This is a genomic window from Staphylococcus lugdunensis (assembly GCF_001558775.1).
GTDB classification, from domain to species: domain Bacteria; phylum Bacillota; class Bacilli; order Staphylococcales; family Staphylococcaceae; genus Staphylococcus; species Staphylococcus lugdunensis.
Map to the genome: position 1 here is coordinate 252,163 of NZ_CP014022.1, position 24,624 is coordinate 276,786.

A 24,624-nucleotide genomic window follows, 5' to 3' on the forward strand; every position below is an offset into this window, starting at 1 on the left:
CTGAATTCGTTTATAAACAGGGTAGCTTTGGCTATCCTGTTTTTTTATAAAATAATAGGGGGTTTTTAAATGACAAGCGAATTAAAAAAAACACCATTGTATCAAAACTATGTAGATAGTGGTGCTAAGATTGTAGAATTCGGTGGATGGGCTATGCCTGTTCAATTTACTAGTATTAAAGATGAACATAAAGCAGTTCGATATGATATTGGGTTGTTCGATGTCAGTCATATGGGAGAAATAGCTATTAAAGGTAATGATGCTAGTAAATTTGTCCAATATTTACTTTCAAATGATACAAACAACTTAACTGATAATAAAGCTCAATACACTGCTTTATGTAATGAAGAAGGCGGTGTCATTGATGATTTAGTAATTTATAAATTAGAAAATAATGATTATTTATTAATCGTCAATGCTGCAAATACTGATAAAGACTTTACTTGGATAGAAAAGCAAAGTTCAAAGTTTGATGTGACAATATCAAATGTTTCAGACAAATATGGTCAATTAGCTATTCAAGGACCAAAAGCAAGAGATTTAGTCAGTCAATTAGTTGATATAGATGTTAGTGAAATGAAACCTTTTGAATTCAAACAAAATGTAAAATTATTAGGAAAAAATGTAATTCTATCACAATCTGGATATACTGGTGAAGACGGCTTTGAAATCTATTGTGATATTAATGATACTGTTGATATTTGGAACGGCTTGTTAGAACACGATGTTGTACCATGTGGCCTTGGTGCACGTGATACATTACGTTTAGAAGCTGGGTTGCCATTACATGGTCAAGATTTAACAGAGAGTATTACACCATATGAAGGCGGAATTGCCTTTGCAGCTAAACCTTTAATTGAAGAAGACTTTATCGGTAAATCTGTCTTGAAAGATCAAAAAGAAAATGGTTCTAAACGAAGAACTGTAGGCCTAGAATTATTAGAAAAAGGCATTGCTCGTACTGGTTATGAAGTTATGGATTTAGATGGTAACGTGATTGGAGAAGTCACTTCTGGTACTCAATCACCAACATCTGGAAAATCTATTGCTTTAGCAATTATTAACCGTGACGAATTTGAAATGGGACGGGAATTATTAGTTCAAGTTAGAAAAAGACAATTAAAAGCTAAAATTGTTAAAAAGAATCAAATTGAAAAATAATTAAGGGGTGTGTACTTTGAGTCATCGTTATATTCCATTAACTGATAAAGATAAGCAAGAAATGTTAGATACTATTGGTGCGAAATCTATTAATGACCTATTTGGAGATGTACCTAAAGATATTCTTTTAAATAGGAATTTAAATATTGCTAGTGGAGAGTCTGAAACCACTTTATTGAAACGTTTAAACAATATAGCAAATAAAAACATTACGAAAGAGACGCATACTTCATTTTTAGGCGCTGGTGTATATGATCACTACGCACCATCTGTCGTAGATGCAATGATTTCACGATCAGAATTCTATACCGCTTATACACCTTATCAACCCGAGATTTCTCAAGGTGAGCTTCAGGCTATTTTTGAATTTCAAACACTGATTTGTGAATTAACAAATATGGATGTTGCCAATTCTTCAATGTATGATGGCATAACAAGTTTTGCCGAAGCTTGTATCTTAGCTTTTAACCATACTAAGAAAAACAAAATCGTTGTATCTAAAGGTTTACATTATCAAGCATTACAAGTTTTAGACACGTATGTGAAAGTACGCAAAGATTTCGAAGTTGTTGAAGTAGATCTTGACGGTACAGTTACTGATTTAGACAAATTAGAAGCAGCTATCGATGATAATACAGCTGCAGTTGCAGTACAATATCCTAATTTCTATGGATCAATTGAAGACTTGGAAAAAATCCATTCATTTATTGAAAATAAAAAAGCATTATTTATCGTCTATGCAAATCCATTAGCGTTAGGCTTACTGACACCTCCAGGTTCATTTGGTGCAGATATTGTAGTAGGCGATACGCAACCATTCGGTATTCCAGCACAATTTGGTGGGCCACATTGTGGATATTTTGCAACGACCAAAAAATTAATGCGTAAAGTACCAGGTCGTTTAGTTGGGGAAACACAGGATGACCACGGAAATCGTGGATTTGTTTTAACTTTACAAGCTAGGGAACAACACATTCGTCGTGATAAAGCCACATCTAACATTTGTTCAAACCAAGCACTTAATGCACTAGCTTCATCAATTGCTATGTCTGCGCTTGGTAAACAAGGGATTTATGATATTGCAGTTCAAAATCTAGAACATGCAAATTATGCAAAAGAACAATTTAAGTCTCATGATTTTAAAGTTTTAGATGGTACATCATTTAATGAATTTGTGGTTCAATTTGATAAACCAATTGCAGATATCAACGCTCAATTAAAAGACGAAGGTATTATTGGCGGATTTGATCTTGGTGCCGTATCAGATGACTTGAACAATCATATGTTGATTGCAGTTACTGAATTAAGAACAAAAGAAGAAATTGATACATTCGTTAAGAAAGCTGGTGAGTTAAATGGTAAGTAAATCTAGCCCATTAATTTTTGAAAGATCTAAAGAAGGAAGATATGCGTATTCATTACCACAATCTGATATCAAAACCGACGCTGTATCATCAATTTTAGATGAGAAATTTATCCGAAAAGAAAAAGCGGAATTACCTGAAGTTGCTGAGTTAGACTTAGTTCGTCACTATACAGAGTTATCAAACAAAAACTTTGGTGTTGATTCTGGGTTTTATCCTTTAGGTTCTTGTACGATGAAGTATAATCCAAAAATTAATGAAAAAGTTGCACGTATTCCAGGATTTGCTGAATCTCATCCGCTCCAAGATGAGGATCAAGTTCAAGGCTCTTTAGAAATTATTTATAGCCTACAAGAAGAACTTAAAGAAATAACTGGCATGGATGAAGTCACACTTCAACCAGCTGCAGGTGCTCACGGTGAATGGACTGCATTAATGATTTTCAAAGCTTATCATCAAAAAAATGGTGAAGGCCATCGAGATGAAGTTATTGTTCCTGATTCTGCTCATGGTACAAATCCTGCTTCTGCATCATTTGCTGGATTTAAATCTGTCACTGTAAAATCAAATGAACGTGGAGAAGTTGATATTGATGACTTGAAACGTGTTGTTAATGAAAATACAGCAGCTATTATGTTAACTAATCCAAATACATTAGGAATTTTCGAAAAAAACATCATGGAAATTCGTGAAATCGTACATGAAGCAGGAGGATTACTTTATTATGATGGTGCGAACTTAAACGCTATCATGGATAAAGTACGCCCAGGAGATATGGGATTTGATGCCGTACACTTAAACCTTCACAAAACATTTACAGGTCCACATGGTGGTGGCGGCCCTGGTTCTGGACCAGTTGGTGTAAAAAAAGAATTAGCTAGCTATTTACCTAAACCTATGGTTATTAAAGAAGGGCAAACATATAAATACGACAATGACATTGAAAATTCTATTGGACGTGTCAAACCATTTTACGGTAACTTTGGTATTTATTTAAGAGCGTATACTTACATCAGAACGATGGGTGCTGAAGGTCTTAAAGAAGTATCTGAAGCTGCAGTATTAAATGCTAACTATATTAAAGCTAGTTTGAAAGACTATTTTGAAATACCTTATGAACAGTATTGTAAACATGAATTTGTGCTTAGCGGTTCTAAACAAAAAGAACATGGCGTGCGTACACTCGATATGGCAAAACGTCTACTAGACTTTGGTGTACATCCACCAACAATCTATTTCCCATTAAATGTTGAAGAGGGAATGATGATTGAACCAACAGAAACTGAGTCTAAAGAAACACTCGACCACTTTATTAATGCAATGATTGAAATTGCAGAAGAAGCAAAAAACGATCCTGATAAAGTATTAGAAGCACCACATACCACTATTATTGATCGTTTGGATGAAACACAAGCAGCACGTAAACCAGTATTAAAATTCGAAAATTTGCACGCTGAAAAAGAATAATCATAAATAATCCCTTATAGACAAGCACGTTTCTCTATAAGGGATTTATTTTTTCTAAAATCCAATATCTTAGTTCCATATATTAAAAACACATGCGCGCACATTGCTAGTGGCGGGGCCCCAGCACAAAGAAATGCGAAGCCATTTTTCAAGCGGGGCGAGTTGAAGTGGCTGAAAGCTGTCCTCTAAGAAAGCTAATCATAGGAAGTGTAGTCAATAAATTAGCCAGTAAATGAATTTACAAGAAACTCACTTACTGGCTAATTTTTCTAATGATGTCCCAAACGCATCTAATTTTTATCGTATTACTTTTTGGACTTGATTTTACCAGTCCATTTTTTATAGCCACCTTTTAACATATAAAGGTTTTTGTAGCCATTTTTCTTTAATATTCTTGCAGCACGATAACTTGCGATACCATTTGCATCACAAAGATAAATAGGTTGATCTTTTCTCAAACCTTGAAATCTTTGTTTAAACATCGTGATAGGAATATTTCGGGCACCATTAATATGTCCGTAATCGTAATCAACTTTCTCTCGCACATCTATCACTTGTGCTTTTCTTAGACCACTATGAAATTCATTTTGATCTAATTCTGTTACGGATCTTTTGTTCAAAATCCAATTATATAGCATGTAAAGAATGATTAAAACAATAATCGCTATAGCAATGATCAAAGAGATATTCATCTTGCATCCTCCCTAAATTACCGATATTATAATTATAAGACTGTTGGCGCAAATTATCAAAATAATTTAATGCTAATTCCGTAAATTATTTTAGTAATTTTACTTTAATGCTAGCATAGAAATATATAGATTAGTGAATGGAGTTTTTTTATGACTGAAACATGGAATTTTATCAATACTGGTAGTCATGATCCTTTTTATAATATGGCTATGGATGAAGCCTTATTAAACTTTGTTGCCAGTGGTGACATTGGGCCAGTTATTCGCTTTTATACGTGGAATCCTGCAACATTATCAGTGGGATACTTTCAGCGATTAACGAAAGAAATTGATATTGATAAAGTAAAAGAAAAAGGTTTCGGACTTGTAAGACGTCAAACCGGAGGACGTGGTGTTCTTCATGATAAAGAACTAACATACAGTGTTATTGTTCCTGAATCTCACCCTAATATGCCTTCTACTGTAACAGAAGCGTATCGCGTTATTTCACAGGGATTATTAGAAGGATATAAAGAACTTGGGTTAGACGCTTACTTTGCTATACCTAAATCAAAAGAAGAAAGAGAAAAGCTTAAACAACCTCGTAGTGCAGTATGCTTTGATGCACCAAGTTGGTATGAATTGGTAGTTGAAGGGAGAAAAATTGCAGGAAGTGCACAAACAAGACAAAAAGGGGTTATCCTTCAGCACGGTTCATTACTTCAAGATGTTGATGTTGATGAATTATTTGATATGTTTATCTTCAAAAACGAGCGTTTAAAAAGTAAAATGAAAGCTGCTTTTGTAGATAAAGCTGTTGCCCTAAATGATATTGCTGATCACTATATTTCTATCACGGATATGGAACAAGCATTTGAAAAAGGTTTCAAACAAGGATTAGGTATAGAATTAAAGCCACTCACTTTAACAGATGAACAATTGCAAGAAGTAAAAAAACTGGAAGATAAATATCGTTCAGATGAATGGAATTATAGAAAATAATCACTTCTTTAATAAAACAGGGTCTGGGACGGTGTAAATCCATAATAAACAGCAGTAAGATAATTTTTAGAAAATATCTTACTGCTGTTCTCTATTTTCACAATACTTCGTATTGAATGGCTTCGCTTTCCTAGGGGACAGCTTCAGCCACCCCAACTTGCTTTGTCCGTTGGCTTTCTTTTCGAAAGCCTATCTTTTGGGGCCCCACCCCAACTTACTTTGTTCGACGAATTACTTTTCGCTTTTCTCTTTGTTGGCCCCCTCAGGAGTCTCACCTTAAATACTACGTATTAACATGTAATTTTACCTTTAAATGCTAAAAAATTAGTCATTTTCGTATAATTTATTATCTAATACATAAGGGAAAAGACAATTTCTATCAAATAATTTTAATAGAAATTGTCTTTTTTACATTGTTTAAGAACTTAATGTCCCAGACCCTGTTTTATTGTACTTATTTACGATGTCTTTTTCGATATTTTCTTACAGCACGACGGTATTTGCGCTGATCCTCAGTCAAAAAGAAGAAATAGTAAATTAAATAAATAATTATGATGATAATGATAAGCCCAAAAATTGTCTTGGCAAATGAAACTACGAATACATTAAAATTCAAGATTAATCCTATAGCTGCTATAGCTAGAACAAGATAAAATATAAAATTTTTCACATTAAAACTCCTCGATATAATTCATTGCTTATTTTGTTGTTTGATTGTCACTTAAATTAACTTGTCCAAGTTCTGATTGTCCTTTTTTTAATTTCTTAGTATCCTTTGACTGATATCCAGATTTGATATCATCTAAAGCTGATGTTAAATCTTTATTTAATGATTTGATAACTTTATGTTTTTTCTTATTATCACTATTTAAATCATGCTCATTCACAGAAGATTGATAATTTGAATAGGCTTCAGAAAGTTTATTATCGATTTCATCTAATTTGTCTAGGTTCTCTTTTTTAACCTTAGATGAAGTTCTAGTCAAATCAAGTTTATTATACATATCTATAGCCTTAGTAATTTGTTGATAATATTCAGCAGAAGCTTTAAGAAATTTAGCTTCTTGGTTATTTGATGCTGCTTGTTTTTTATTATTTTTATCTTTTTCTAAAGCTTTAACTTTTTCTTTTTCTGATGTAACTTCACTGTTTAATTCTTGAATTTTTAATTTAAGCTGATGATTATCATCTCTTAACTGTGTCGTTTTATCTTCAAGTGGTCCTAAATTTTGAGATCCACAACCCGCTAAGAGTAACGACGCACCGATTGCCAAAACTATTTTTTTCATACGTATCTCCCTGTTTGAATATCACTTTATTTCTCCAATTATTATGCTATCATTTTAAAGTATAGATAAAAATACTACAAATGTTAACTAAGGAGGATTAATTATGAGTAAATTATCCCAAGTACGCCAACAGATATTAGATGCTAAAAAGTTAGATGCTATTGTGATATTATCCGATTTTAACCGCAGATATTTATCTGGGTTTACTGGCACAAGCGGCGCTTTAATTATTAGTCAGCAACAAAATATATTAATCACAGATTTTAGATATATTAAACAAGCTACAGAACAGGCAACTGATTTTGAAATTATAAATCGTACGCATGATCTTATCACAGAAGTAAAACAAGTGCTACTAGATAAGGGCTTCTCCATAATTGGTTTCGAGGGGCATTTAGTAAGTTACGATACCTATAAATCATTACAAGATAATACGATTACTTTTAGTTCAATTGCAAATGAAATCGAAACGATTCGTGAAATAAAATCATCCGCTGAAATCGACCTCATTAAAGAAGCAGCACATATCGTTGACGATACATATAATTATATTTTAACCGTCGCTAAAGCAGGCATGACTGAAAAAGAAATAAAAGCTTTATTAGAAAGTAAAATGCTACATCTTGGTGCAGATGGACCATCATTTGATACGATTGTTGCATCGGGCTATCGTGGTGCATTACCACATGGTGTGGCTAGTGATAAAATCATTGAGCAAGGGGATATGATTACTTTAGATTTCGGAGCATATTATCATGGTTATTGTTCTGATATAACACGTACATTCGGCATAGGAAAACCTAAAGCTCAATTGGAAGAAATATACAATATTGTATTAGAGTCACAGCAATTAGCAATCAATCAAATTAAAGCAGGTATGACCACACAACAAGCTGATGCTTTGGCAAGAGATTATATTGACAAGCATGGCTATGGGGACGCGTTTGGTCACTCTTTAGGACATGGTATCGGATTAGACATTCATGAAGGGCCTTTGTTATCAAAAAACACGAATAATACATTAAAAGTTAATAATTGTGTTACCATTGAACCAGGTATTTATGTTGAAGGTCTTGGTGGTGTTCGAATAGAAGACGACATTTTAATTACAGAAAATGGCTGCGAAGTCTTTACTAAATGTACGAAAGACCTTATTATTTTATAGAAAGCGTATAATTGAGGAGGAAACTGAATGATTTCGGTTAATGATTTTAAAACAGGTTTAACAATTTCTGTAGATAATGCTATTTGGAAAGTTATCGACTTCCAACATGTAAAACCAGGTAAAGGTTCTGCCTTTGTTCGTTCGAAATTACGTAACTTAAGAACAGGTGCTATTCAAGAAAAAACTTTCCGCGCTGGTGAAAAAGTCGAACAAGCTATGATTGAAAATCGTCGTATGCAATATCTATATGCTGACGGAGATAACCATGTATTTATGGACAATGAAACATTTGATCAAACTGAATTATCTGGAGATTATTTAAAAGATGAATTAAATTACTTAAAAGCAAACATGGAAGTTCAAATTCAATCTTATGAAGGCGAAACAATTGGAGTTGAATTACCTAAAACAGTTGAGTTAGTAGTAACTGAAACCGAACCAGGTATTAAAGGGGATACTGCAACTGGTGCTACTAAATCTGCCACAGTTGAAACAGGATATACTTTAAACGTCCCATTATTTGTCAATGAAGGGGATACTTTAATTATTAATACTGGTGATGGTAGCTACATTTCAAGAGGATAGTCCTTGTAATAAAACATTGAATTAAGCACACGATATAGACCATTATTTGTGCATATTAATAATGCTATTTTAGCACGCCATCTATTATCATTATGAGTTGAGCTGAGGCAAACATAAACTGTCTTAGCTCACTTTTATTTTGATTTTCATAGTAATAAACATCCCTTGCTTGAATTGACTCTAGCAGTCCAGTAAAATATACGAGTAAAGGAAAACAATCTTAAGGAGTCATTCATATGAATTTTAAAGAAATCAAAGAATTAATTGAAATTCTTGATCAATCAAACTTAACTGAAATCAACATTCAAGAAAAAGATAATATAGTTAGTCTAAAAAAAGAAAAAGAAACTGAAATCATTACACCACAATATACAACTCAAGCTGCACCTGTTTATCAATCAAGTGAATCAAACTCAGCCTCACCTGTTAGTCAAAACGATGCTGCTACTGCTGAAAAACCACATTCAGATGAAAACTATAATACAATAAATGCACCAATGGTTGGCACATTTTATAAGTCACCATCTCCAGAAGAAGAAGCTTATGTTCAAGTCGGAGATAAAGTTACAAATGATTCAACCGTTTGTATATTAGAAGCTATGAAATTATTCAATGAAATTCAAGCTGAGATTACAGGTGAAATCGTAGAAATATTAGTAGAAGACGGACAAATGGTAGAGTATGGCCAACCGTTATTTAAGGTGAAATGATGAAAAAAGTATTAATTGCAAATCGTGGTGAAATCGCCGTACGCATCATACGTGCATGCCATGATTTAGGTATCCAAACAGTTGCAATCTATTCTGAAGGGGACAAAGACGCATTACATACTCAAATTGCTGATGAAGCATATTGCGTTGGTCCTACTCAGTCAAAAGATTCTTATTTAAATATTCCAAATATCTTATCAATTGCTACGTCAACAGGCTGTGATGGCGTACATCCAGGTTATGGATTTTTAGCTGAAAATGGAGACTTTGCTGAGTTATGCGAAGCCTGTCAATTAAAATTTATTGGACCTAGCTTTGAATCTATCCAAAAAATGGGGATTAAAGATGTAGCAAAAGCGGAAATGATTGCAGCAAATGTACCTGTAGTACCAGGTAGCGAAGGATTATTACAGTCGATTGATGATGCTAAACAAATTGCTAATCATATTGGTTATCCAGTAATAATTAAAGCGACTGCAGGTGGCGGCGGCAAAGGCATTCGTGTCGCACGTAATGATCAAGAATTAGAAAAAGGATATAAGATGACTCAACAAGAAGCAGAGACTGCATTTGGTAATGGGGGATTATATCTTGAAAAATTCATAGAGAATTTCCGACATATAGAAATTCAGATTATTGGTGATCAATTTGGACATGTAGTTCATCTTGGAGAACGCGATTGCACAATCCAACGACGCATGCAAAAGTTAGTTGAAGAATCCCCATCACCTATTCTAACTGAAGCTAAAAGAGAGGAAATGGGTGCTGCTGCAGTGAGAGCAGCACAAGCAGTTAACTATGAAAATGCAGGAACGGTAGAATTTATTTATGATTTAGATGATGATCAATTTTATTTCATGGAAATGAACACAAGAATTCAAGTTGAACATCCTGTCACTGAAATGGTAACAGGCATTGACTTAGTCAAACTTCAATTAAAAGTGGCCATGGGTGAAGCATTACCATTTACACAAAGTGATATAAAAATTAATGGACATGCCATTGAATTTCGTATTAATGCTGAAAATCCATATAAAGATTTTATGCCATCACCTGGAAAGATTACACAATACTTAGCTCCAGGTGGCTTTGGAGTGAGAGTTGAATCAGCATGCTATACAAACTATACTATACCACCATTTTATGATTCTATGGTTGCAAAGCTTATCGTTCATGAACCAACAAGACGTGAAGCCATTAATACAGGAATTCGAGCTTTAAGTGAATATTTAGTATTAGGTATTGATACTACTATTCCATTCCATTTAAAATTATTAACGAATGATATTTTCCAAAGTGGTTTATTTAATACTAAATTCTTAGAACAGAACAATGTCATGTCTGATGAAAATTAATTAGGAGGTACGATTTATGGTAAATGTTGCAGATTATACAAATAAAAATTTAGGTAAAGTTGAAATCGCACCAGAAGTTTTATCCGTGATTGCCATTATAGCGACGTCTGAAGCAGAAGGTATATCAGGACATTTTGCTGACTTAAAAAATACAAACTTAGAAAAAATTAACCATAAAAACTTTAATAAACTATTAAAAATAGATGCTAAAGAGGAAGGCATTAACATTGATGTTTACTGTTCTTTAAAACATGGCACTAAAATTTCCAAAGCGGCAAGTAACATTCAATCCGCTATCTTTAATTCTATAAAAACAATGACGGCAATTGAATTAAATCAAATTAATGTGCACATCACACATATTACAGTTGAGAAATAAGACACACAATAGAAGGAGTTATTTATGAGTCGAAAAGAATCAAGAACTCAAGCATTTCAAACACTATTCCAGCTCGAAATGAAAGATAGTGATTTAAGCATTAGTGAAGCGATAAATTTTATTAAAGATGATCATCCTGACTTAGATTTCACCTTTATCCATTGGTTGGTTACTGGTGTGAAAGACCATGAGCCAATATTGGATAAAGCAATTGAACCTCATTTAAAAGATTGGTCATTAAATCGTTTATTAAAAACGGATCGTATTATTTTAAGAATGGCAACATTTGAATTACTGCATAGTGATACGCCACCAAAAGTGATCATAAATGAGGCGGTGGAACTTACAAAGCAATTCAGTGATGATGATCATTATAAATTTATCAATGGTGTTTTAAGCAATATAAATTAACAGTAATTGAGTGATAATTTATGACAGAATATTTAAGTGTCAGTACATTAACTAAATACATCAAATATAAGTTTGATCAAGATCCACATTTGCAATCTGTATTAATTAAAGGTGAATTATCAAATTTTAAACGTCATTCAAGTGGCCATCTCTATTTCAATGTTAAAGATCAAAATAGTGTTATTAGCGCAATGATGTTTAAAGGTAACGCAGCGAAAATTAATTTCGATCCTAAAGAAGGAGACGAGGTGCTCATTGAGGCACGCGTCTCAGTATACGAACGCCGTGGCAACTATCAAATCTATGTCAATAAAATGCAATTAGATGGTATAGGTAATTTATACCAACGCCTTGAAGAATTGAAAAAGAAATTAACTAAAGAAGGCCTTTTCGACCAACAATATAAAAAATCAATTCCAAAATATCCTAAAAAAATTGCCATTCTAACCGCAAGCACTGGTGCAGCTATTCGTGATATTCAAACAACAATAGAAAGTCGATATCCATTAGTCGAAAAGATTCCCATTAGTACACTTGTTCAGGGAACACAAGCAAAGCAAGATATCATTGAAAAAATTCGATATGCTGATAGTTTAAATGTTGACACAATTATCGTTGGACGTGGTGGTGGATCTATTGAAGACTTATGGAACTTTAATGAAGAAGAAGTTGTTCGAGCAATTTATAATTGCCAAACTCCTATTATTTCGGCAGTTGGCCATGAAACAGATTTTACTTTAAGTGATTTTGCTGCTGATATCCGTGCAGCCACACCAACACAAGCTGCTGTTATAGCAACACCAGATCAATATGATCTTATGCAACAAATTAAACAGCAACAATTTACATTAACTCGATATATAAGACAACGTATTGAACAGCATCGCAAACAATTACAACATATCTCATCATATTATAAATTTAAGCAACCTTCATTATTGTACGATCAACAGATACAACGACGTGATGATTTAGAAAAACAGTTAAATTTAAAAATAATTACAAAGCTTAAAGAGCAAAAGCAAAATTTACAAATAATACAGCAACGATTTAACATCAAAAATTTCAAACAGCATATATTAACTGAACAACGACAAACGAATCAGCTTGAAACCAATTTAACAAAAATAATGCAGCACCAGTTAAAACAATTTAGCACATTATTGCATAATCAAGTTGAACAACTTAATCATTTAAGCCCAACCAATACAATGTTACGAGGTTATTCAATTATTCACAAAGATAATCAAGTTGTGACAAGCACACATGATTTAACGGTTAATGATGATATCACTTTAAATATGAAAGATGGTCAAGTAGAAGCTACTATTAAGAAAGTAAGGTGTGACAATGAGTAAAGATCAGCAAAGTTTTGAACAAATGATGGAAGAACTAGAAAATATCGTTACAAAATTAGATAATGAAACGGTGTCGTTAGAAGAATCTTTAGCCCTATATCAACGTGGCATGACATTATCAGCTGCTTGTGATACTACCTTAAAAGAAGCCGAGCAAAAAGTGAATGATTTAATGAAAGACGAATCAAAGGAAGATCATGATGACGAACCTATCGAAGAATGACTTAATTTCACAAGTCAACCAAGTATTAGACGATCTTATTCCTCAGTCAAAGCTCGGTACAAACCTTGAGGAAAGCATGCAATATTCAATTAATGCAGGGGGTAAACGCGTTCGCCCGCTATTACTTCTTCTTACATTGGATATGTTGAACAAAGATTATCAATTAGGATTAGCTACAGCAGCTGCTTTAGAAATGATACATACGTACTCGCTTATACATGATGATTTACCTGCTATGGATGATGATGATTATCGTCGTGGTAAGTTAACTAACCATAAAGTATTTGGCGAATGGAAAGCAGTTTTAGCAGGTGATGCACTATTAACTAAAGCTTTTGATGTCATTTCAAATGATACTCAACTTGATAACGATATTAAAGTTAAATTAATACAACGTTTAGCTTTTGCAAGTGGTCATCTAGGCATGGTCGGTGGACAAGCACTTGATATGCAAAGTGAGACTCAGGCAGTGGATATTTCAACATTAGAACAAATTCATAGAGCTAAGACTGGTGCGTTACTTACCTTTGCTGTCATGGCTGCAACTGATATTGCTCAAGTCAATGAGCATGTTGCAGAGCATCTTAATTTATTTAGCCAACATTTAGGATTAATGTTTCAAATCAAAGATGATTTACTTGATGTTTATGGAGAAGAATCAAAATTAGGTAAAAAAATTGGCAGCGACATAGATAATCATAAAAGTACGTATGTCTCATTATTAGGAAAAGATGGTGCCGAAGAAAAATTAGCAATGCATAAAAATGCTGCCCTAAATGAACTTGAGCAACTTAAAGAGGATTATGATATAAGTCAGCTAAAAGATATCGTTGAATTATTTTATACACGTGATCATTAAAATCAATTATAACATAACAACAAAAGGGGTATCCTTTTGTTGTTTTTCTGTACGAAACTAGTCAACTTATAAATATTCAAAACAATTGCAAAATGTATAAATGGTTTTCTAGCCACAACCTAAATATTCTAGTTAATAGCGTATTATTTTGAATCAAACATCTCTCGTCAATCATTTGTACACAACACACTCACACTATTTTATGTTCAAATTCAAATATCTATTCATAATAGCATTAGTAGTAGTTCTTTTAGCATTGTGATAAGATAAATGTATAAATATTCGTAAATAGAGGTGTTCATATTGGCTAAAAAATCTGTAAGACATATAAAAATAAGAGAAATTATTTCAAACGAACAAATAGAAACTCAAGATGAATTAGTTAAACGTTTGAATGAATATGAACTCAATGTAACACAAGCTACTGTCTCAAGAGATATTAAAGAATTACAACTTATTAAAGTTCCAGCACCATCAGGTCATTATGTTTATAGCTTGCCTAACGATAGAAGATATCATCCGCTTGAAAAATTAGGAAGATATCTTATGGACTCATTTGTAAATATAGAAGGTACTGGTAATCTTTTAGTTTTAAAAACATTACCAGGCAATGCACAATCGATTGGTGCCATTCTGGATCAAATTGATTGGCCAGAAGTGCTAGGAACAATTTGTGGCGATGACACATGTTTACTCATTTGTAGAGATGAAAATGCTAGTAATGAGATTAAATCTCGAATTTTTAACTTATTATAAGGATGCGATGAATGTATGCTACAGAATTTATCAATCAAACAATTTGCCATCATTGACGAATTAGAAATTCAATTTTCTGATGGACTAACTGTTTTGAGTGGTGAAACAGGTGCTGGAAAATCTATTATTATTGATGCCATAGGACAATTAATTGGTATGAGAGCGTCATCCGACTTTGTGCGTCATGGCGAAAAGAAAGCCATTATTGAAGGTATCTTCGACATAGATAATAGCATTGAAGCCATTTCGATACTTTCCGAACTTGGCATAGATATCGATGAAGATTTTTTGTTAGTGAAACGTGAAATATTTAGCTCTGGTAAAAGTATCTGTCGCTTAAATAATCAAACCGTTACCCTTCAAGATTTACGTAAAGTTATGCAAGAATTATTAGATATACATGGTCAACATGAAACGCAATCCTTATTAAAGCAAAAATATCATTTAAAATTACTTGATGATTATGCCGAAGATAAATACTTAAAGTTAAAAGAGCAGTATCAAGACATATTTCGTTCTTATAAACAGAAACAAAAAGAACTTGAAGAGCTTGAATCTGCTGATCAAGCACTACTGCAACGTTTAGACTTAATGAAGTTTCAGTATGAAGAATTACAAGAAGCTCAATTAAAAGAAGATGAAGAAGAACAACTAGAAAGTGACATTAATCGTATTCAAAATTCTGAAAAGTTAAGCATTGCACTAAATAACGCTCATATGACATTAACAGATGACAATGCCATAACCGATCGTTTATATGAGTTTAGCAATCAATTACAAGTTATTAATGACATTTTGCCAAATAAATACCAAAAACTTAAAGAGGAAGTAGATCAATTCTACTATACTTTAGAAGATGCTAAACACGAGCTATATGATGACATGACTAATACAGAATTTGATGAGCAAGTATTAAATGAAGCAGAATCTAGAATGAATTTATTAAATAATTTAAAACGAAAGTATGGCAAGGATATTCCTAGTTTGATCACTTATCAAAGTAAGCTCGAACATGAAATTTCAAAAATTGAAAACTACGAAGAAAGTACGGCACAACTAAAAGAAGAGATTAACATACTTAAAGATAGGGTTTATGATAAAGGACAACAGTTATCTAAGGAACGACGAAATGTTGCTCTTGAATTAAGAGATCATATTGTTGCGGAAATTCGCAATTTACAAATGAAAGATGCAAATTTAGAAATTGCCTTTCAACCACTTGAAGAACCGAATCAAGACGGTATTGAGTTTGTAGAGTTCTTAATAAGTCCTAATAAAGGAGAACCATTAAAAAGCTTAAATAAAGTTGCTTCAGGCGGTGAATTATCACGTATCATGCTTGCACTAAAAAGTATTTTTGTTAAATCAAGAGGTCAAACAGCTATTTTGTTTGACGAAGTAGATTCAGGTGTTTCAGGACAAGCTGCTCAAAAAATGGCAGAAAAAATGCAAGATATCGCTTCTTATATACAAGTTATATGTATTTCGCATTTGCCACAAGTAGCTTCTATGAGTGATCACCATCTATTAATAAGTAAAGCCTCGGATGATAGTCGCACAACAACACATGTGAAAGAGTTAAAAAATGAAGAACGTATTAATGAGGTCGCGCGCATGATCTCGGGTGCACATGTTACTGATTTAACACGTGAAAATGCAAAAGAAATGATATCACAAAATCAACGTCAAACTTAAACATAATAATAATGATGTGGAGCTGAGTCGTATGCATTATAAACAATTGATTCAGAAAAAAGAAAATTTTACTGGAAATATAAGAATTTTATTTGCAAATGAAGAAAAATATATTGCTGCAATTATTAATCTTTTAAAAACGACACACGCACATATTTATATATATGATATTGAGGATGCTTCCGAGTTAATACGTTCTTATGATTTAGATATTCAATTATTAAGACGTATTCACTTTAAATTAAATGATAATTTGCGAGATTTATTTTATTCTTGTAGCCAAGATTTGGAAAAAGATTCAACAAGCATTTTGGTTAAAGGCAATATATCTACAACCCGTTTTAAAAAGTTTTTAACACAAGCATTTGGCAATGCTTCTCAATCATTTAATCACATTGCTTGTTTTGATTTACCACAATATTATAAGACGTTAGTTTTAAGTGATGTCGTATATCAACGTTTTCCGGAATATAAAACAAAAATAAACACAATTTTTAATTTGAAACGTTTTGCGCAATCAATGGAGTATGATCATTTTAATATTGGCATTTTATCATCGGTTAACCAACCTTTTGTGAAAATCTCGTCTTCGATTGATGCCGCAAAATTAAAAGAGCACTTTGCTAAAATGAACGAACGCTTTATTACCGTAGATGGTCCAATCACTTTGGATAATGCTATTGACAAAAATATTGCTATTCAAAAAAATGAAATGTCTGAGGTAGCTGGTGAAGTTGATGCATTACTTGTTCCTGATATAGATGTTGGTAATGCCATTTATAAATCATTCACATTGATAGGTCATGCTCAAGTAGCGAGTATTCTACTTGGAGCAGCAATACCAATTTCCTATACATCAAGATCTGATCAATTACAAACAATTATCGATTCAATTCATTTAGCTATAAGTTTAAGTTAAACAAAAACATAAACTATACAGTACGCAAATAATTTTTGAGTTTTATAGCTTTAAGAGTAAATAAATATCAAAATAAAGAATAATTCTTCATTTTGTTAAATTACATGTTGTAAAATGATTTAGTGAAATTAATATATAACTATATTTAAAAGTCATTGAACTTCATAAATGCGTAGTTAAAAATGAAGTTGTAAAGACGGGAGTTTTATCAATGTCAAAAAACCAATATGATTTAGTCGTGTTAGGCGGTGGAACTGCAGGTTATGTTGCCGCAATTAGGGCATCACAACTTGGTAAAAAAGTAGCAATTGTTGAACGACAATTGCTTGGTGGTACTTGTCTGCATAAAGGATGCATACCAACCAAATCTTTATTGAAATCTGCCGAAGTTGCACATACAGTTACACAAAGTAGTGAATATGGCATAAAAATTAATGATTTTTCCATTGATTTCAACAAAATTATGCAACGGAAGACGCAAATAGTTAATCAAATGTTCCAAGGTGTTCAGCATTTAATGAAACAAAATCATATTGATATTTATAATGGAACTGGCCGAATTTTAGGGAGTTCAATATTCTCACCTCAAAGTGGAACGATTTCCGTAGAATATACTGATGGGCAATCAGAATTACTGACAAATCAATTTGTACTTATCGCAACTGGCTCTAGACCAACAGAATTACCATTTTTACCTTTTGATCATCACATTGTATTATCGAGTGATGATGTATTGAATCTAGATACATTACCTCACAGCATAGCCATTATTGGTGCTGGTGTCATTGGTTTAGAATTTGCTTCACTTATGATTGATTTAGGTGTTCATGTACATGTAATTGAATCATCATCTCGCGTACTGCCTACTGAGAGTGAGCGTATTTCTCAAGCCATTCAAAAAGCATTAGAACAACGTGGTGTACATTTTCATTTAAATGTAGAATTAACTAAAGATACAGTTAATATTACAACAGAAAAAATCGATTTTACATTGAAGGATAACCAAATAATTAATGTTGATAAAGTGTTAGTTGCAGTTGGTCGTAAACCTAACACTTCAGATATTGGGTTAAACAACACTAAGATCACTTGTAATGATGCAGGTTATATAAATATCAATAAATTTCAACAAACTGAAGAACAACATATATATGCAGCCGGAGATTGTATAGGTAAATTACAACTCGCACATGTTGGCTCGAAAGAAGGTATCGTTGCCGTAGAACATATGTTTGAACATAATCCTATTCCTATAGATTATCAATTAATGCCTAAATGTGTATATACATACCCAGAAATCGCTTCTATAGGAATGAATGATAATGATGCAACAGTACAAGATATTGAATTCGAACGCTATACATTACCACTTCGCGCAAATGGTAAATCAATGATAGTGTCAGCGGACAATCAAGCTGGATTTATCGACGTTATAGTTCGTGCAGATGATAAAGAAATCATTGGTATACAAATGTTTGGAACACATGTTACTGAACTAATAAATGAGGCTGCATTATTACAATTTATGAATGGTTCTGCGTTAGAATTAGGATTAACAACACATGCACATCCATCCATGTCAGAAATATTGATGGAAGCAGGATTGAAAATAGAGAATAGAGCTATTCACGTTTAATTAGGAGGAAATACAATGAAAGATTATCAATCTGTCGGATTAACCGAAGATGATTTAAAAGCCATTTTCAAAGGAATGGATTTAGGAAGAAAAGTAGATGAGCGCTTATGGTTATTAAATCGAGCTGGTAAAATACCTTTTGTTGTCAGTGGCCAAGGGCAAGAAGCGACTCAAATTGGTATGGCTTACGCACTTAAAGAAGGAGATATTTCCTCACCTTATTATCGAGATTTAGCTTTTGTAACGTATATGGGTATGAGCCCTTATCAAATTATGTTAAATTCATTTGGTAAAAAAGATGATGTTAACTCTGGAGGGAAACAAATGCCTGCCCACTATGGCTATAAAGCAAAAGGTATGCTTTCCCAAAGTTCTCCTGTAGGGACTCAAATTCCACATACAGCTGGTGCAGCGCTAGCACTGAAGATGGATAAAAAAGAAAATATAGCTGTGGCAACTATCGGTGAAGGAAGTACTAATCAAGGCGACTTCCATGAAGGTCTAAACTTTGCTGGTGTGCATAAGTTGCCTTTAGTGTGTGTTATTATCAATAACAAATATGCAATTTCAGTGCCTGATTCATTACAATACGCTGCCGAAAAATTATCAGATAGGGCAATAGGCTATGGTATAAAAGGGATTACAGTTGATGGTAACGATCCAATTGCTGTTTATGCTGCCATGAAAGAAGCTAGAATACGTGCATTAAATGGTGATGGCCCAACGTTAATAGAAGCCGTTACAGCTCGAATGACACCGCATTCTTCTGACGATGACGATCAGTATCGCAGTAAAAGTATTAAAGAGGGATTAAAAGCAAATGACTGTAATGTCAAATTTAAATCTTACTTACTGGACACTGGCATTATTGATCAAACATGGTTAGATAAAATAGAAAATGAACATAAACATATCATCAATCAAGCAACTAAAGATGCCGAAGCTGCAGACTACCCTAATGTAGAAGAAGCTTACACACATGTATATGAAGAAGGGAGTAGTCAAAATGGCTAAATTATCTTATTTAGATGCTATTCTACAAGCTCAAGATATCGCTATGGAAAAGGATGAAAATGTCTTTATTCTTGGTGAAGATGTAGGTGTTAAGGGTGGTGTCTTCGGTGCAACAAAAGGCTTACAAGAAAAATATGGTGTTGAACGTGTATTTGATACACCTTTAGCCGAATCAAATATAGTAGGTACTGCGATTGGTGCTTCAGCTTTAGGTAAACGACCAATTGCTGAAATTCAATTTGCAGACTTTATTTTACCAGCTACAAATCAAATTATTAGTGAAGCAGCAAAAATGCGCTATCGATCCAATAATGATTGGAATTGTCCTATCACAATTCGCGCACCTTTTGGTGGAGGTGTTCATGGTGGTTTGTATCACTCGCAAAGCATCGAAAGTATTTTTGCTTCAACGCCTGGATTAACAGTTGTTATACCATCATCCCCTTATGATGCTAAAGGATTATTATTATCATCCATTGCATCTAATGACCCAGTATTATTCTTCGAACATAAAAAAGCTTATCGTTTTTTAAAAGAAGAAGTTCCTGAAGGCTATTATACCGTGCCACTTGGAAAAGCAGATGTAAAAAGAGAAGGACAAGATATAACTGTATTTACATACGGATTATGTGTTAATTATTGTCTGCAAGCAGCTGATATATTAGCAGCAGATGGCATTAGTGTTGAAGTTGTCGATTTAAGAACCATATATCCATTAGATAAGGAAACAATCATTCAACATGCAAAACAAAATGGCAAAATCTTGTTGGTCACAGAGGATAATTTAGAAGGAAGTGTTATGTCAGAGGTCGCAGCAATTATAGCTGAAAACTGTCTCTTTGATTTAGATGCACCTATCATGAGATTAGCTGGTCCAGATGTACCTTCAATGCCATTTTCACCTTCTTTAGAAAACGAAGTAATGATGAATCCTGAAAAAATTGAAGCGAAAATGCGTGAACTTGCGTCATTTTAAGGAGTGTATAAAAATGGATGTAAAAATGCCAAAGTTAGGTGAAAGTGTACATGAAGGTACAATAGAAACGTGGTTAGTCTCAGTTGGAGATTCAGTAGATGAATATGAGCCACTATGTGAAGTTATCACAGATAAAGTCACTGCTGAAGTCCCTTCAACAGTATCAGGTACAATTACTGAAATACTTGTTGATAAAGGTGAAACAGTTGCCGTTGATTCAATTATTTGTCGTATTGAGACACATGGAGAAACAAATAACCATATTGATGATAAATCTCAAAATAACATAACTGAATCTCAGTCTGCAAAAAATGCCTTAAATTCTTATAAATCACAAGATACAGACGCAAAAAATAATAACGGTCGATTTTCACCTGTAGTATTCAAATTAGCTGCTGAACATCAAGTAGATTTAACACAAGTAATAGGTACAGGATTTGAGGGACGTGTAACCAAGAAAGATATTTTAAAATATATTCAACAACACAGCGATAACACAAGTCAAGAAAAGCAACAAACTAAAGCTACGACAGCAACTAGAAATACAACTTCTAAGACTGAGTCATTGCAACCATCAAGTATTCCTGTCAACGGTGTCAGAAAAGCCATCGCGCAAAATATGGTAACTAGTGTAACAGAAATACCACACGGTTGGATGATGGTTGAAATAGATGCTTCAAACTTAGTTCAAACAAGAAATCATTATAAAAATAACTTTAAAGAAAAAGAGGGTTATAACTTAACGTTCTTTGCATTCTTTGTAAAAGCCGTGGCAGACGCTTTAAAAGCAAATCCTATTCTTAATAGTAGTTGGGACGGTGAAGACATCATCATTCATAAAGACATAAACATTTCTATAGCAGTAGCTGATGATGATAAGTTATATGTCCCAGTGATTAAACACGCGGATGAAAAATCAATTAAAGGTATTGCTAGAGAAATTAATGATTTAGCAAATAAAGCACGGACAAAAAAATTAACACAAGCTGACATGGAAGGCGGTACATTTACTGTAAATAACACAGGTACATTTGGTTCTGTTTCTTCTATGGGTATTATCAATCATCCTCAAGCAGCCATTTTACAAGTTGAATCAATCATTAAAAAACCTGTAGTTATTGATGATATGATAGCTGTTAGAAGCATGGTAAATTTATGTATTTCAATTGATCATAGAATACTTGATGGGGTACAAACAGGTAAGTTTATGTCACACGTTAAAAAACGCATTGAACAATATACGATAGAGACAACAAATATTTATTAATATTTTGCAGGCATGAAAACGTAGTCAACTTTGATTTTGTTTTCATGCTTTTTGTGTTATATCATTTCGAGTAAACAAGCTTATTGAAGATTGCTGTCAATATTAGTAGAATAAAGGAAAGTCTTTTTAAAATGAAAGGTGAATCATATGGATTTAAATTTTGATTTATATATGAACGATGTAGTTAATCAAGCCCGCAGTGAAATTGAACAAGCTGGCTATCAACAACTAACAACTGCAGAAGAGGTTGATGAAGTATTACAACAACAAGGAACCACATTAGTGATGGTGAATTCTGTATGTGGTTGTGCAGGAGGCGTAGCTCGTCCAGCAGCTTCACACGCATTACATTATGATAAATTGCCTCAACGTCTTGTTACGGTATTTGCTGGTCAAGATAAGGAAGCAACACAAAAAGCAAGAGATTATTTTGAAGGCTATGCACCATCTAGTCCATCTTTTGCACTTATTAAAAACGGTAAAATCACTGAAATGATTGAACGTCATCAAATTGAAGGACATGATGTTATGGATGTCATCAATCAATTACAAGCGTTATTCGATAAGTACTGCGAAGAAAGATAATTGGTGCTTACACATGTTAAAGTTAAATCCTTATAAGATTGGATTTAGAACACTGAAAACAGCTGTAGGTATTACTCTCGGAGTCATTCTAGCAAAATGGCTAGGACTTGATAATTATGCTTCAAGTGCTATCCTTATTGTGTTGTGCATCAAACATACAAAAATGCATTCGGTTCAAGCGATAGTATCTCGATTTATATCCTGTATCTTAGTTTTATTTATTGGTTCTGCTATCTTCAGTTTATTAGGTCAAACACCAGTTATTCTAGGTTTAATCGTTATGTTATTTATTCCTGTTACCGTGATGTTAAAAGTACAAGAAGGTGTCGTTACCAGTTGCGTTATTTTACTTCATGTCTTTAACGCTAAAGCAATTAACCTTCATTTAATTTTCAATGAAATCCAGCTTTTATGTGTTGGTCTTGGTATTGCTTTTATTATGAATTTAATTATGCCAAGTTTAGATAAAGATTTAATGCGTTATAAAGCTAAAATTGAACAAGAATTTAAAGAAGTCTTTTTAAAATTTAGCCAATTATGTAAATCATCAAATGAGATTATTAAATTGAATTTCAAGCAATTACAGTTAGATATTAGCAAAGGAAAGTCAATCGCATTTAGAGATGTAAAAAATCATTTTGTACGTAATGAAAATTCATACTATCACTATTTTGATATGCGACAAGAACAACTTGAGTTATTAAAACGTATACACGCACACCTTCAAAATGTTGAAATAAACGATCCAATAGCTAAAAGAGTCTCACATTTATTGTATGAAATTGGTGAAAATGTCAATAGCAACGACTATACAGTATTGCGCTTACATTCTTTATATGAAATCAGACTCACATTAAATGAATTGCCTTTACCAACCACACATAAAGCATTAAATTCACGTTCAAGTTTAATTCAGATTTTAAATGAATTAGAGGATTATTTACAAATAAAATCACAATTCGGCTCATTGCGCTTACATAGTGAATTATAATCAAAACCACCCGTGTGAACGGGTGGTTTGTTCTGCGGCTATAAGCCTTTCATACTGGCCAGTCCTAAAAGGGCACTGATAAGTCAGCCAACTGCACTACTATTCCAGCAACCCTAAAGGGTTACTATTTTTTCTTTCTTTTTTTAATTTCTTCTCCTGTAAACGGATCTAGGTATTCTTCCATTGAGATTTGATCTGCAACGATATCCTCTTGTAATTGGTTTCGTATATAATTTTCAATTACTTTTTTGTTTCTACCTACAGTATCTACATAATATCCTTTGCACCAAAACTTTCTATTTCCATATCTATATTTCAAGTTGGCATGTCTATCAAATATCATTAAACTACTTTTTCCTTTTAAATAGCCAACAAATGATGATACACCTATTTTTGGCGGAATACTAACTAACATGTGAATATGATCTTTACATGCCTCTGCTTCAATTATCTCTACGCCTTTTCTTTCGCACAATTGACGCAAAATCATTCCAATATCTTTTTTTATTTTTCCATATATCACTTGTCTTCTGTATTTAGGAGCAAAGACGATATAATACTTACAATTCCATTTTGTATGTGCTAAACTGTTTGTGTCGGATGACATTAAATAGCATCTCCTCGTGTTGATTATTTTGGTTGGCTGACCAATATTAATTCTAGTACGAAGAGATGCATTTTTTGTGACAATGGTAGAACCTTTTCTGAACCATACGCATAGCGTATGGTTTTCTTTTTACAATAAATACAGGCATGCTTGCATGACACAATGTCATTACAACATGC

The 24,624-nt window shown here is 33.1% G+C and carries 26 protein-coding genes; 22 read left to right on the forward strand and 4 right to left on the reverse strand.

The genetic code is table 11. The features are described from left to right. The first annotated feature begins 69 nt into the window (after window positions 1–69). From gcvT to gcvPB, 3 genes are read left to right on the forward strand one after another with little or no spacing between them, the layout of a single operon-like run. Complete coding sequence (gcvT, locus tag AL499_RS01250) at window positions 70–1,161, forward strand: glycine cleavage system aminomethyltransferase GcvT (protein WP_037540763.1); 1,092 nt, start codon at window positions 70–72, stop codon at window positions 1,159–1,161. A gap of 16 nt (window positions 1,162–1,177) precedes the next feature. Then, on the forward strand, window positions 1,178–2,527 hold the full coding sequence (gene gcvPA / locus AL499_RS01255) for an aminomethyl-transferring glycine dehydrogenase subunit GcvPA (protein WP_002478134.1): 1,350 nt from the start codon (window positions 1,178–1,180) through the stop codon (window positions 2,525–2,527). After that, window positions 2,517–3,992 (forward strand): aminomethyl-transferring glycine dehydrogenase subunit GcvPB, encoded by a 1,476-nt coding sequence (gene gcvPB / locus AL499_RS01260; RefSeq protein ID WP_002478135.1) that lies wholly within the window; start codon window positions 2,517–2,519, stop codon window positions 3,990–3,992. The genes gcvPA and gcvPB overlap by 11 nt, the downstream gene beginning before the upstream one ends. 305 nt (window positions 3,993–4,297) lie before the next feature. Here the strand turns inward: gcvPB and AL499_RS01265 are convergent, their stop codons facing one another. After that, window positions 4,298–4,684 (reverse strand): rhodanese-like domain-containing protein, encoded by a 387-nt coding sequence (locus AL499_RS01265; protein WP_002459025.1) that lies wholly within the window; start codon window positions 4,682–4,684, stop codon window positions 4,298–4,300. A 150-nt stretch (window positions 4,685–4,834) separates the two neighbouring features. Between AL499_RS01265 and AL499_RS01270 the strand changes: the two genes are divergently transcribed. Further along, complete coding sequence (locus AL499_RS01270; RefSeq protein ID WP_002459026.1) at window positions 4,835–5,665, forward strand: lipoate--protein ligase family protein; 831 nt, start codon at window positions 4,835–4,837, stop codon at window positions 5,663–5,665. Window positions 5,666–6,119: 454 nt separating this feature from the next. Here AL499_RS01270 and AL499_RS01275 read toward each other — a convergent pair whose 3' ends face one another. Together AL499_RS01275 and AL499_RS01280 are read right to left on the reverse strand one after the other, a co-directional pair. Next, on the reverse strand, window positions 6,120–6,335 hold the full coding sequence (locus tag AL499_RS01275; RefSeq protein ID WP_002459027.1) for an SA1362 family protein: 216 nt from the start codon (window positions 6,333–6,335) through the stop codon (window positions 6,120–6,122). Window positions 6,336–6,363: 28 nt separating this feature from the next. Continuing rightward, a complete protein-coding gene (locus AL499_RS01280; protein WP_002491910.1) occupies window positions 6,364–6,954 on the reverse strand; it encodes a putative periplasmic lipoprotein in 591 nt (196 codons plus the stop codon). 103 nt (window positions 6,955–7,057) lie between these two features. Here AL499_RS01280 and AL499_RS01285 point away from each other — a divergent pair, with 103 nt between their 5' ends. The 18 genes from AL499_RS01285 (at window position 7,058) to AL499_RS01370 (ending at window position 23,838) form a co-directional block, all read left to right on the forward strand. After that, window positions 7,058–8,119, forward strand: coding sequence for a M24 family metallopeptidase (locus tag AL499_RS01285; RefSeq protein WP_002491911.1), 1,062 nt, complete (start codon window positions 7,058–7,060; stop codon window positions 8,117–8,119). Window positions 8,120–8,146: 27 nt separating this feature from the next. Further along, complete coding sequence (gene efp / locus AL499_RS01290; protein WP_002459030.1) at window positions 8,147–8,704, forward strand: elongation factor P; 558 nt, start codon at window positions 8,147–8,149, stop codon at window positions 8,702–8,704. Between the two features lie 236 nt (window positions 8,705–8,940). Continuing rightward, window positions 8,941–9,414: an acetyl-CoA carboxylase biotin carboxyl carrier protein gene (accB, locus tag AL499_RS01295; RefSeq protein WP_002459031.1), complete on the forward strand. Its 474-nt coding sequence runs from the start codon at window positions 8,941–8,943 to the stop codon at window positions 9,412–9,414. Then, window positions 9,414–10,769: an acetyl-CoA carboxylase biotin carboxylase subunit gene (accC, locus tag AL499_RS01300; RefSeq protein ID WP_002478138.1), complete on the forward strand. Its 1,356-nt coding sequence runs from the start codon at window positions 9,414–9,416 to the stop codon at window positions 10,767–10,769. Before accB ends, accC begins: the two co-directional genes overlap by 1 nt. Window positions 10,770–10,785: 16 nt before the next feature. Next, entirely contained in the window at window positions 10,786–11,148 is a 363-nt protein-coding gene (locus AL499_RS01305) for an Asp23/Gls24 family envelope stress response protein (protein WP_002491912.1), read from the forward strand. A 24-nt stretch (window positions 11,149–11,172) separates the two neighbouring features. After that, complete coding sequence (gene nusB, locus AL499_RS01310; protein WP_002459034.1) at window positions 11,173–11,559, forward strand: transcription antitermination factor NusB; 387 nt, start codon at window positions 11,173–11,175, stop codon at window positions 11,557–11,559. Between the two features lie 20 nt (window positions 11,560–11,579). Continuing rightward, the gene (xseA, locus tag AL499_RS01315; RefSeq protein ID WP_002491920.1) at window positions 11,580–12,917 is read left to right on the forward strand and encodes an exodeoxyribonuclease VII large subunit; all 1,338 of its coding nucleotides are present in this window, start codon (window positions 11,580–11,582) and stop codon (window positions 12,915–12,917) included. Then, entirely contained in the window at window positions 12,910–13,140 is a 231-nt protein-coding gene (locus AL499_RS01320) for an exodeoxyribonuclease VII small subunit (RefSeq protein ID WP_002459036.1), read from the forward strand. Before xseA ends, AL499_RS01320 begins: the two co-directional genes overlap by 8 nt. Beyond that, entirely contained in the window at window positions 13,118–13,999 is an 882-nt protein-coding gene (locus AL499_RS01325) for a polyprenyl synthetase family protein (RefSeq protein WP_037540760.1), read from the forward strand. The genes AL499_RS01320 and AL499_RS01325 overlap by 23 nt, the downstream gene beginning before the upstream one ends. Window positions 14,000–14,302: 303 nt before the next feature. Beyond that, on the forward strand, window positions 14,303–14,755 hold the full coding sequence (gene ahrC, locus AL499_RS01330; RefSeq protein ID WP_002478141.1) for a transcriptional regulator AhrC/ArgR: 453 nt from the start codon (window positions 14,303–14,305) through the stop codon (window positions 14,753–14,755). A gap of 15 nt (window positions 14,756–14,770) precedes the next feature. After that, on the forward strand, window positions 14,771–16,450 hold the full coding sequence (gene recN / locus AL499_RS01335) for a DNA repair protein RecN (protein WP_002459039.1): 1,680 nt from the start codon (window positions 14,771–14,773) through the stop codon (window positions 16,448–16,450). 31 nt (window positions 16,451–16,481) lie between these two features. Beyond that, complete coding sequence (locus AL499_RS01340) at window positions 16,482–17,369, forward strand: phosphate acyltransferase (RefSeq protein ID WP_002459040.1); 888 nt, start codon at window positions 16,482–16,484, stop codon at window positions 17,367–17,369. 211 nt (window positions 17,370–17,580) lie between these two features. Continuing rightward, window positions 17,581–19,005, forward strand: coding sequence for a dihydrolipoyl dehydrogenase (lpdA, locus tag AL499_RS01345; RefSeq protein ID WP_002491913.1), 1,425 nt, complete (start codon window positions 17,581–17,583; stop codon window positions 19,003–19,005). Window positions 19,006–19,020: 15 nt separating this feature from the next. Next, a complete protein-coding gene (locus tag AL499_RS01350; protein ID WP_002459042.1) occupies window positions 19,021–20,019 on the forward strand; it encodes a thiamine pyrophosphate-dependent dehydrogenase E1 component subunit alpha in 999 nt (332 codons plus the stop codon). Continuing rightward, entirely contained in the window at window positions 20,012–20,995 is a 984-nt protein-coding gene (locus AL499_RS01355; RefSeq protein WP_002491924.1) for an alpha-ketoacid dehydrogenase subunit beta, read from the forward strand. The genes AL499_RS01350 and AL499_RS01355 overlap by 8 nt, the downstream gene beginning before the upstream one ends. A 13-nt stretch (window positions 20,996–21,008) precedes the next feature. Continuing rightward, the gene (locus AL499_RS01360; protein WP_002491916.1) at window positions 21,009–22,262 is read left to right on the forward strand and encodes a dihydrolipoamide acetyltransferase family protein; all 1,254 of its coding nucleotides are present in this window, start codon (window positions 21,009–21,011) and stop codon (window positions 22,260–22,262) included. Window positions 22,263–22,409: 147 nt separating this feature from the next. Beyond that, window positions 22,410–22,847: a bacilliredoxin BrxB gene (brxB, locus tag AL499_RS01365; RefSeq protein ID WP_002478146.1), complete on the forward strand. Its 438-nt coding sequence runs from the start codon at window positions 22,410–22,412 to the stop codon at window positions 22,845–22,847. Window positions 22,848–22,860: 13 nt separating this feature from the next. After that, window positions 22,861–23,838, forward strand: coding sequence for an aromatic acid exporter family protein (locus tag AL499_RS01370; protein ID WP_002459046.1), 978 nt, complete (start codon window positions 22,861–22,863; stop codon window positions 23,836–23,838). A gap of 124 nt (window positions 23,839–23,962) precedes the next feature. Here AL499_RS01370 and tnpA read toward each other — a convergent pair whose 3' ends face one another. Beyond that, window positions 23,963–24,445, reverse strand: a complete 483-nt coding sequence (gene tnpA / locus AL499_RS01375; protein WP_062248827.1) for an IS200/IS605 family transposase — start codon at window positions 24,443–24,445, stop codon at window positions 23,963–23,965. Window positions 24,446–24,624: the final 179 nt, after the last annotated feature.

Excerpts from the sequence above, each read along its gene's own strand:
- gcvT (WP_037540763.1), top strand. The coding sequence starts at position 70 with ATGACAAGCGAATTAAAAAAAACACCATTGTATCAAAACTATGTAGAT.
- gcvPB (WP_002478135.1), top strand. The coding sequence starts at position 2,517 with ATGGTAAGTAAATCTAGCCCATTAATTTTTGAAAGATCTAAAGAAGGA.
- AL499_RS01265 (WP_002459025.1), bottom strand. The coding sequence starts at position 4,684 with ATGAATATCTCTTTGATCATTGCTATAGCGATTATTGTTTTAATCATT.
- AL499_RS01270 (WP_002459026.1), top strand. The coding sequence starts at position 4,835 with ATGACTGAAACATGGAATTTTATCAATACTGGTAGTCATGATCCTTTT.
- AL499_RS01280 (WP_002491910.1), bottom strand. The coding sequence starts at position 6,954 with ATGAAAAAAATAGTTTTGGCAATCGGTGCGTCGTTACTCTTAGCGGGT.
- AL499_RS01285 (WP_002491911.1), top strand. The coding sequence starts at position 7,058 with ATGAGTAAATTATCCCAAGTACGCCAACAGATATTAGATGCTAAAAAG.
- efp (WP_002459030.1), top strand. The coding sequence starts at position 8,147 with ATGATTTCGGTTAATGATTTTAAAACAGGTTTAACAATTTCTGTAGAT.
- accB (WP_002459031.1), top strand. The coding sequence starts at position 8,941 with ATGAATTTTAAAGAAATCAAAGAATTAATTGAAATTCTTGATCAATCA.
- accC (WP_002478138.1), top strand. The coding sequence starts at position 9,414 with ATGAAAAAAGTATTAATTGCAAATCGTGGTGAAATCGCCGTACGCATC.
- AL499_RS01305 (WP_002491912.1), top strand. The coding sequence starts at position 10,786 with ATGGTAAATGTTGCAGATTATACAAATAAAAATTTAGGTAAAGTTGAA.
- nusB (WP_002459034.1), top strand. The coding sequence starts at position 11,173 with ATGAGTCGAAAAGAATCAAGAACTCAAGCATTTCAAACACTATTCCAG.
- xseA (WP_002491920.1), top strand. The coding sequence starts at position 11,580 with ATGACAGAATATTTAAGTGTCAGTACATTAACTAAATACATCAAATAT.
- AL499_RS01320 (WP_002459036.1), top strand. The coding sequence starts at position 12,910 with ATGAGTAAAGATCAGCAAAGTTTTGAACAAATGATGGAAGAACTAGAA.
- AL499_RS01325 (WP_037540760.1), top strand. The coding sequence starts at position 13,118 with ATGACGAACCTATCGAAGAATGACTTAATTTCACAAGTCAACCAAGTA.
- recN (WP_002459039.1), top strand. The coding sequence starts at position 14,771 with ATGCTACAGAATTTATCAATCAAACAATTTGCCATCATTGACGAATTA.
- AL499_RS01340 (WP_002459040.1), top strand. The coding sequence starts at position 16,482 with ATGCATTATAAACAATTGATTCAGAAAAAAGAAAATTTTACTGGAAAT.
- lpdA (WP_002491913.1), top strand. The coding sequence starts at position 17,581 with ATGTCAAAAAACCAATATGATTTAGTCGTGTTAGGCGGTGGAACTGCA.
- AL499_RS01350 (WP_002459042.1), top strand. The coding sequence starts at position 19,021 with ATGAAAGATTATCAATCTGTCGGATTAACCGAAGATGATTTAAAAGCC.
- AL499_RS01355 (WP_002491924.1), top strand. The coding sequence starts at position 20,012 with ATGGCTAAATTATCTTATTTAGATGCTATTCTACAAGCTCAAGATATC.
- AL499_RS01360 (WP_002491916.1), top strand. The coding sequence starts at position 21,009 with ATGGATGTAAAAATGCCAAAGTTAGGTGAAAGTGTACATGAAGGTACA.
- brxB (WP_002478146.1), top strand. The coding sequence starts at position 22,410 with ATGGATTTAAATTTTGATTTATATATGAACGATGTAGTTAATCAAGCC.
- AL499_RS01370 (WP_002459046.1), top strand. The coding sequence starts at position 22,861 with ATGTTAAAGTTAAATCCTTATAAGATTGGATTTAGAACACTGAAAACA.
- tnpA (WP_062248827.1), bottom strand. The coding sequence starts at position 24,445 with ATGTCATCCGACACAAACAGTTTAGCACATACAAAATGGAATTGTAAG.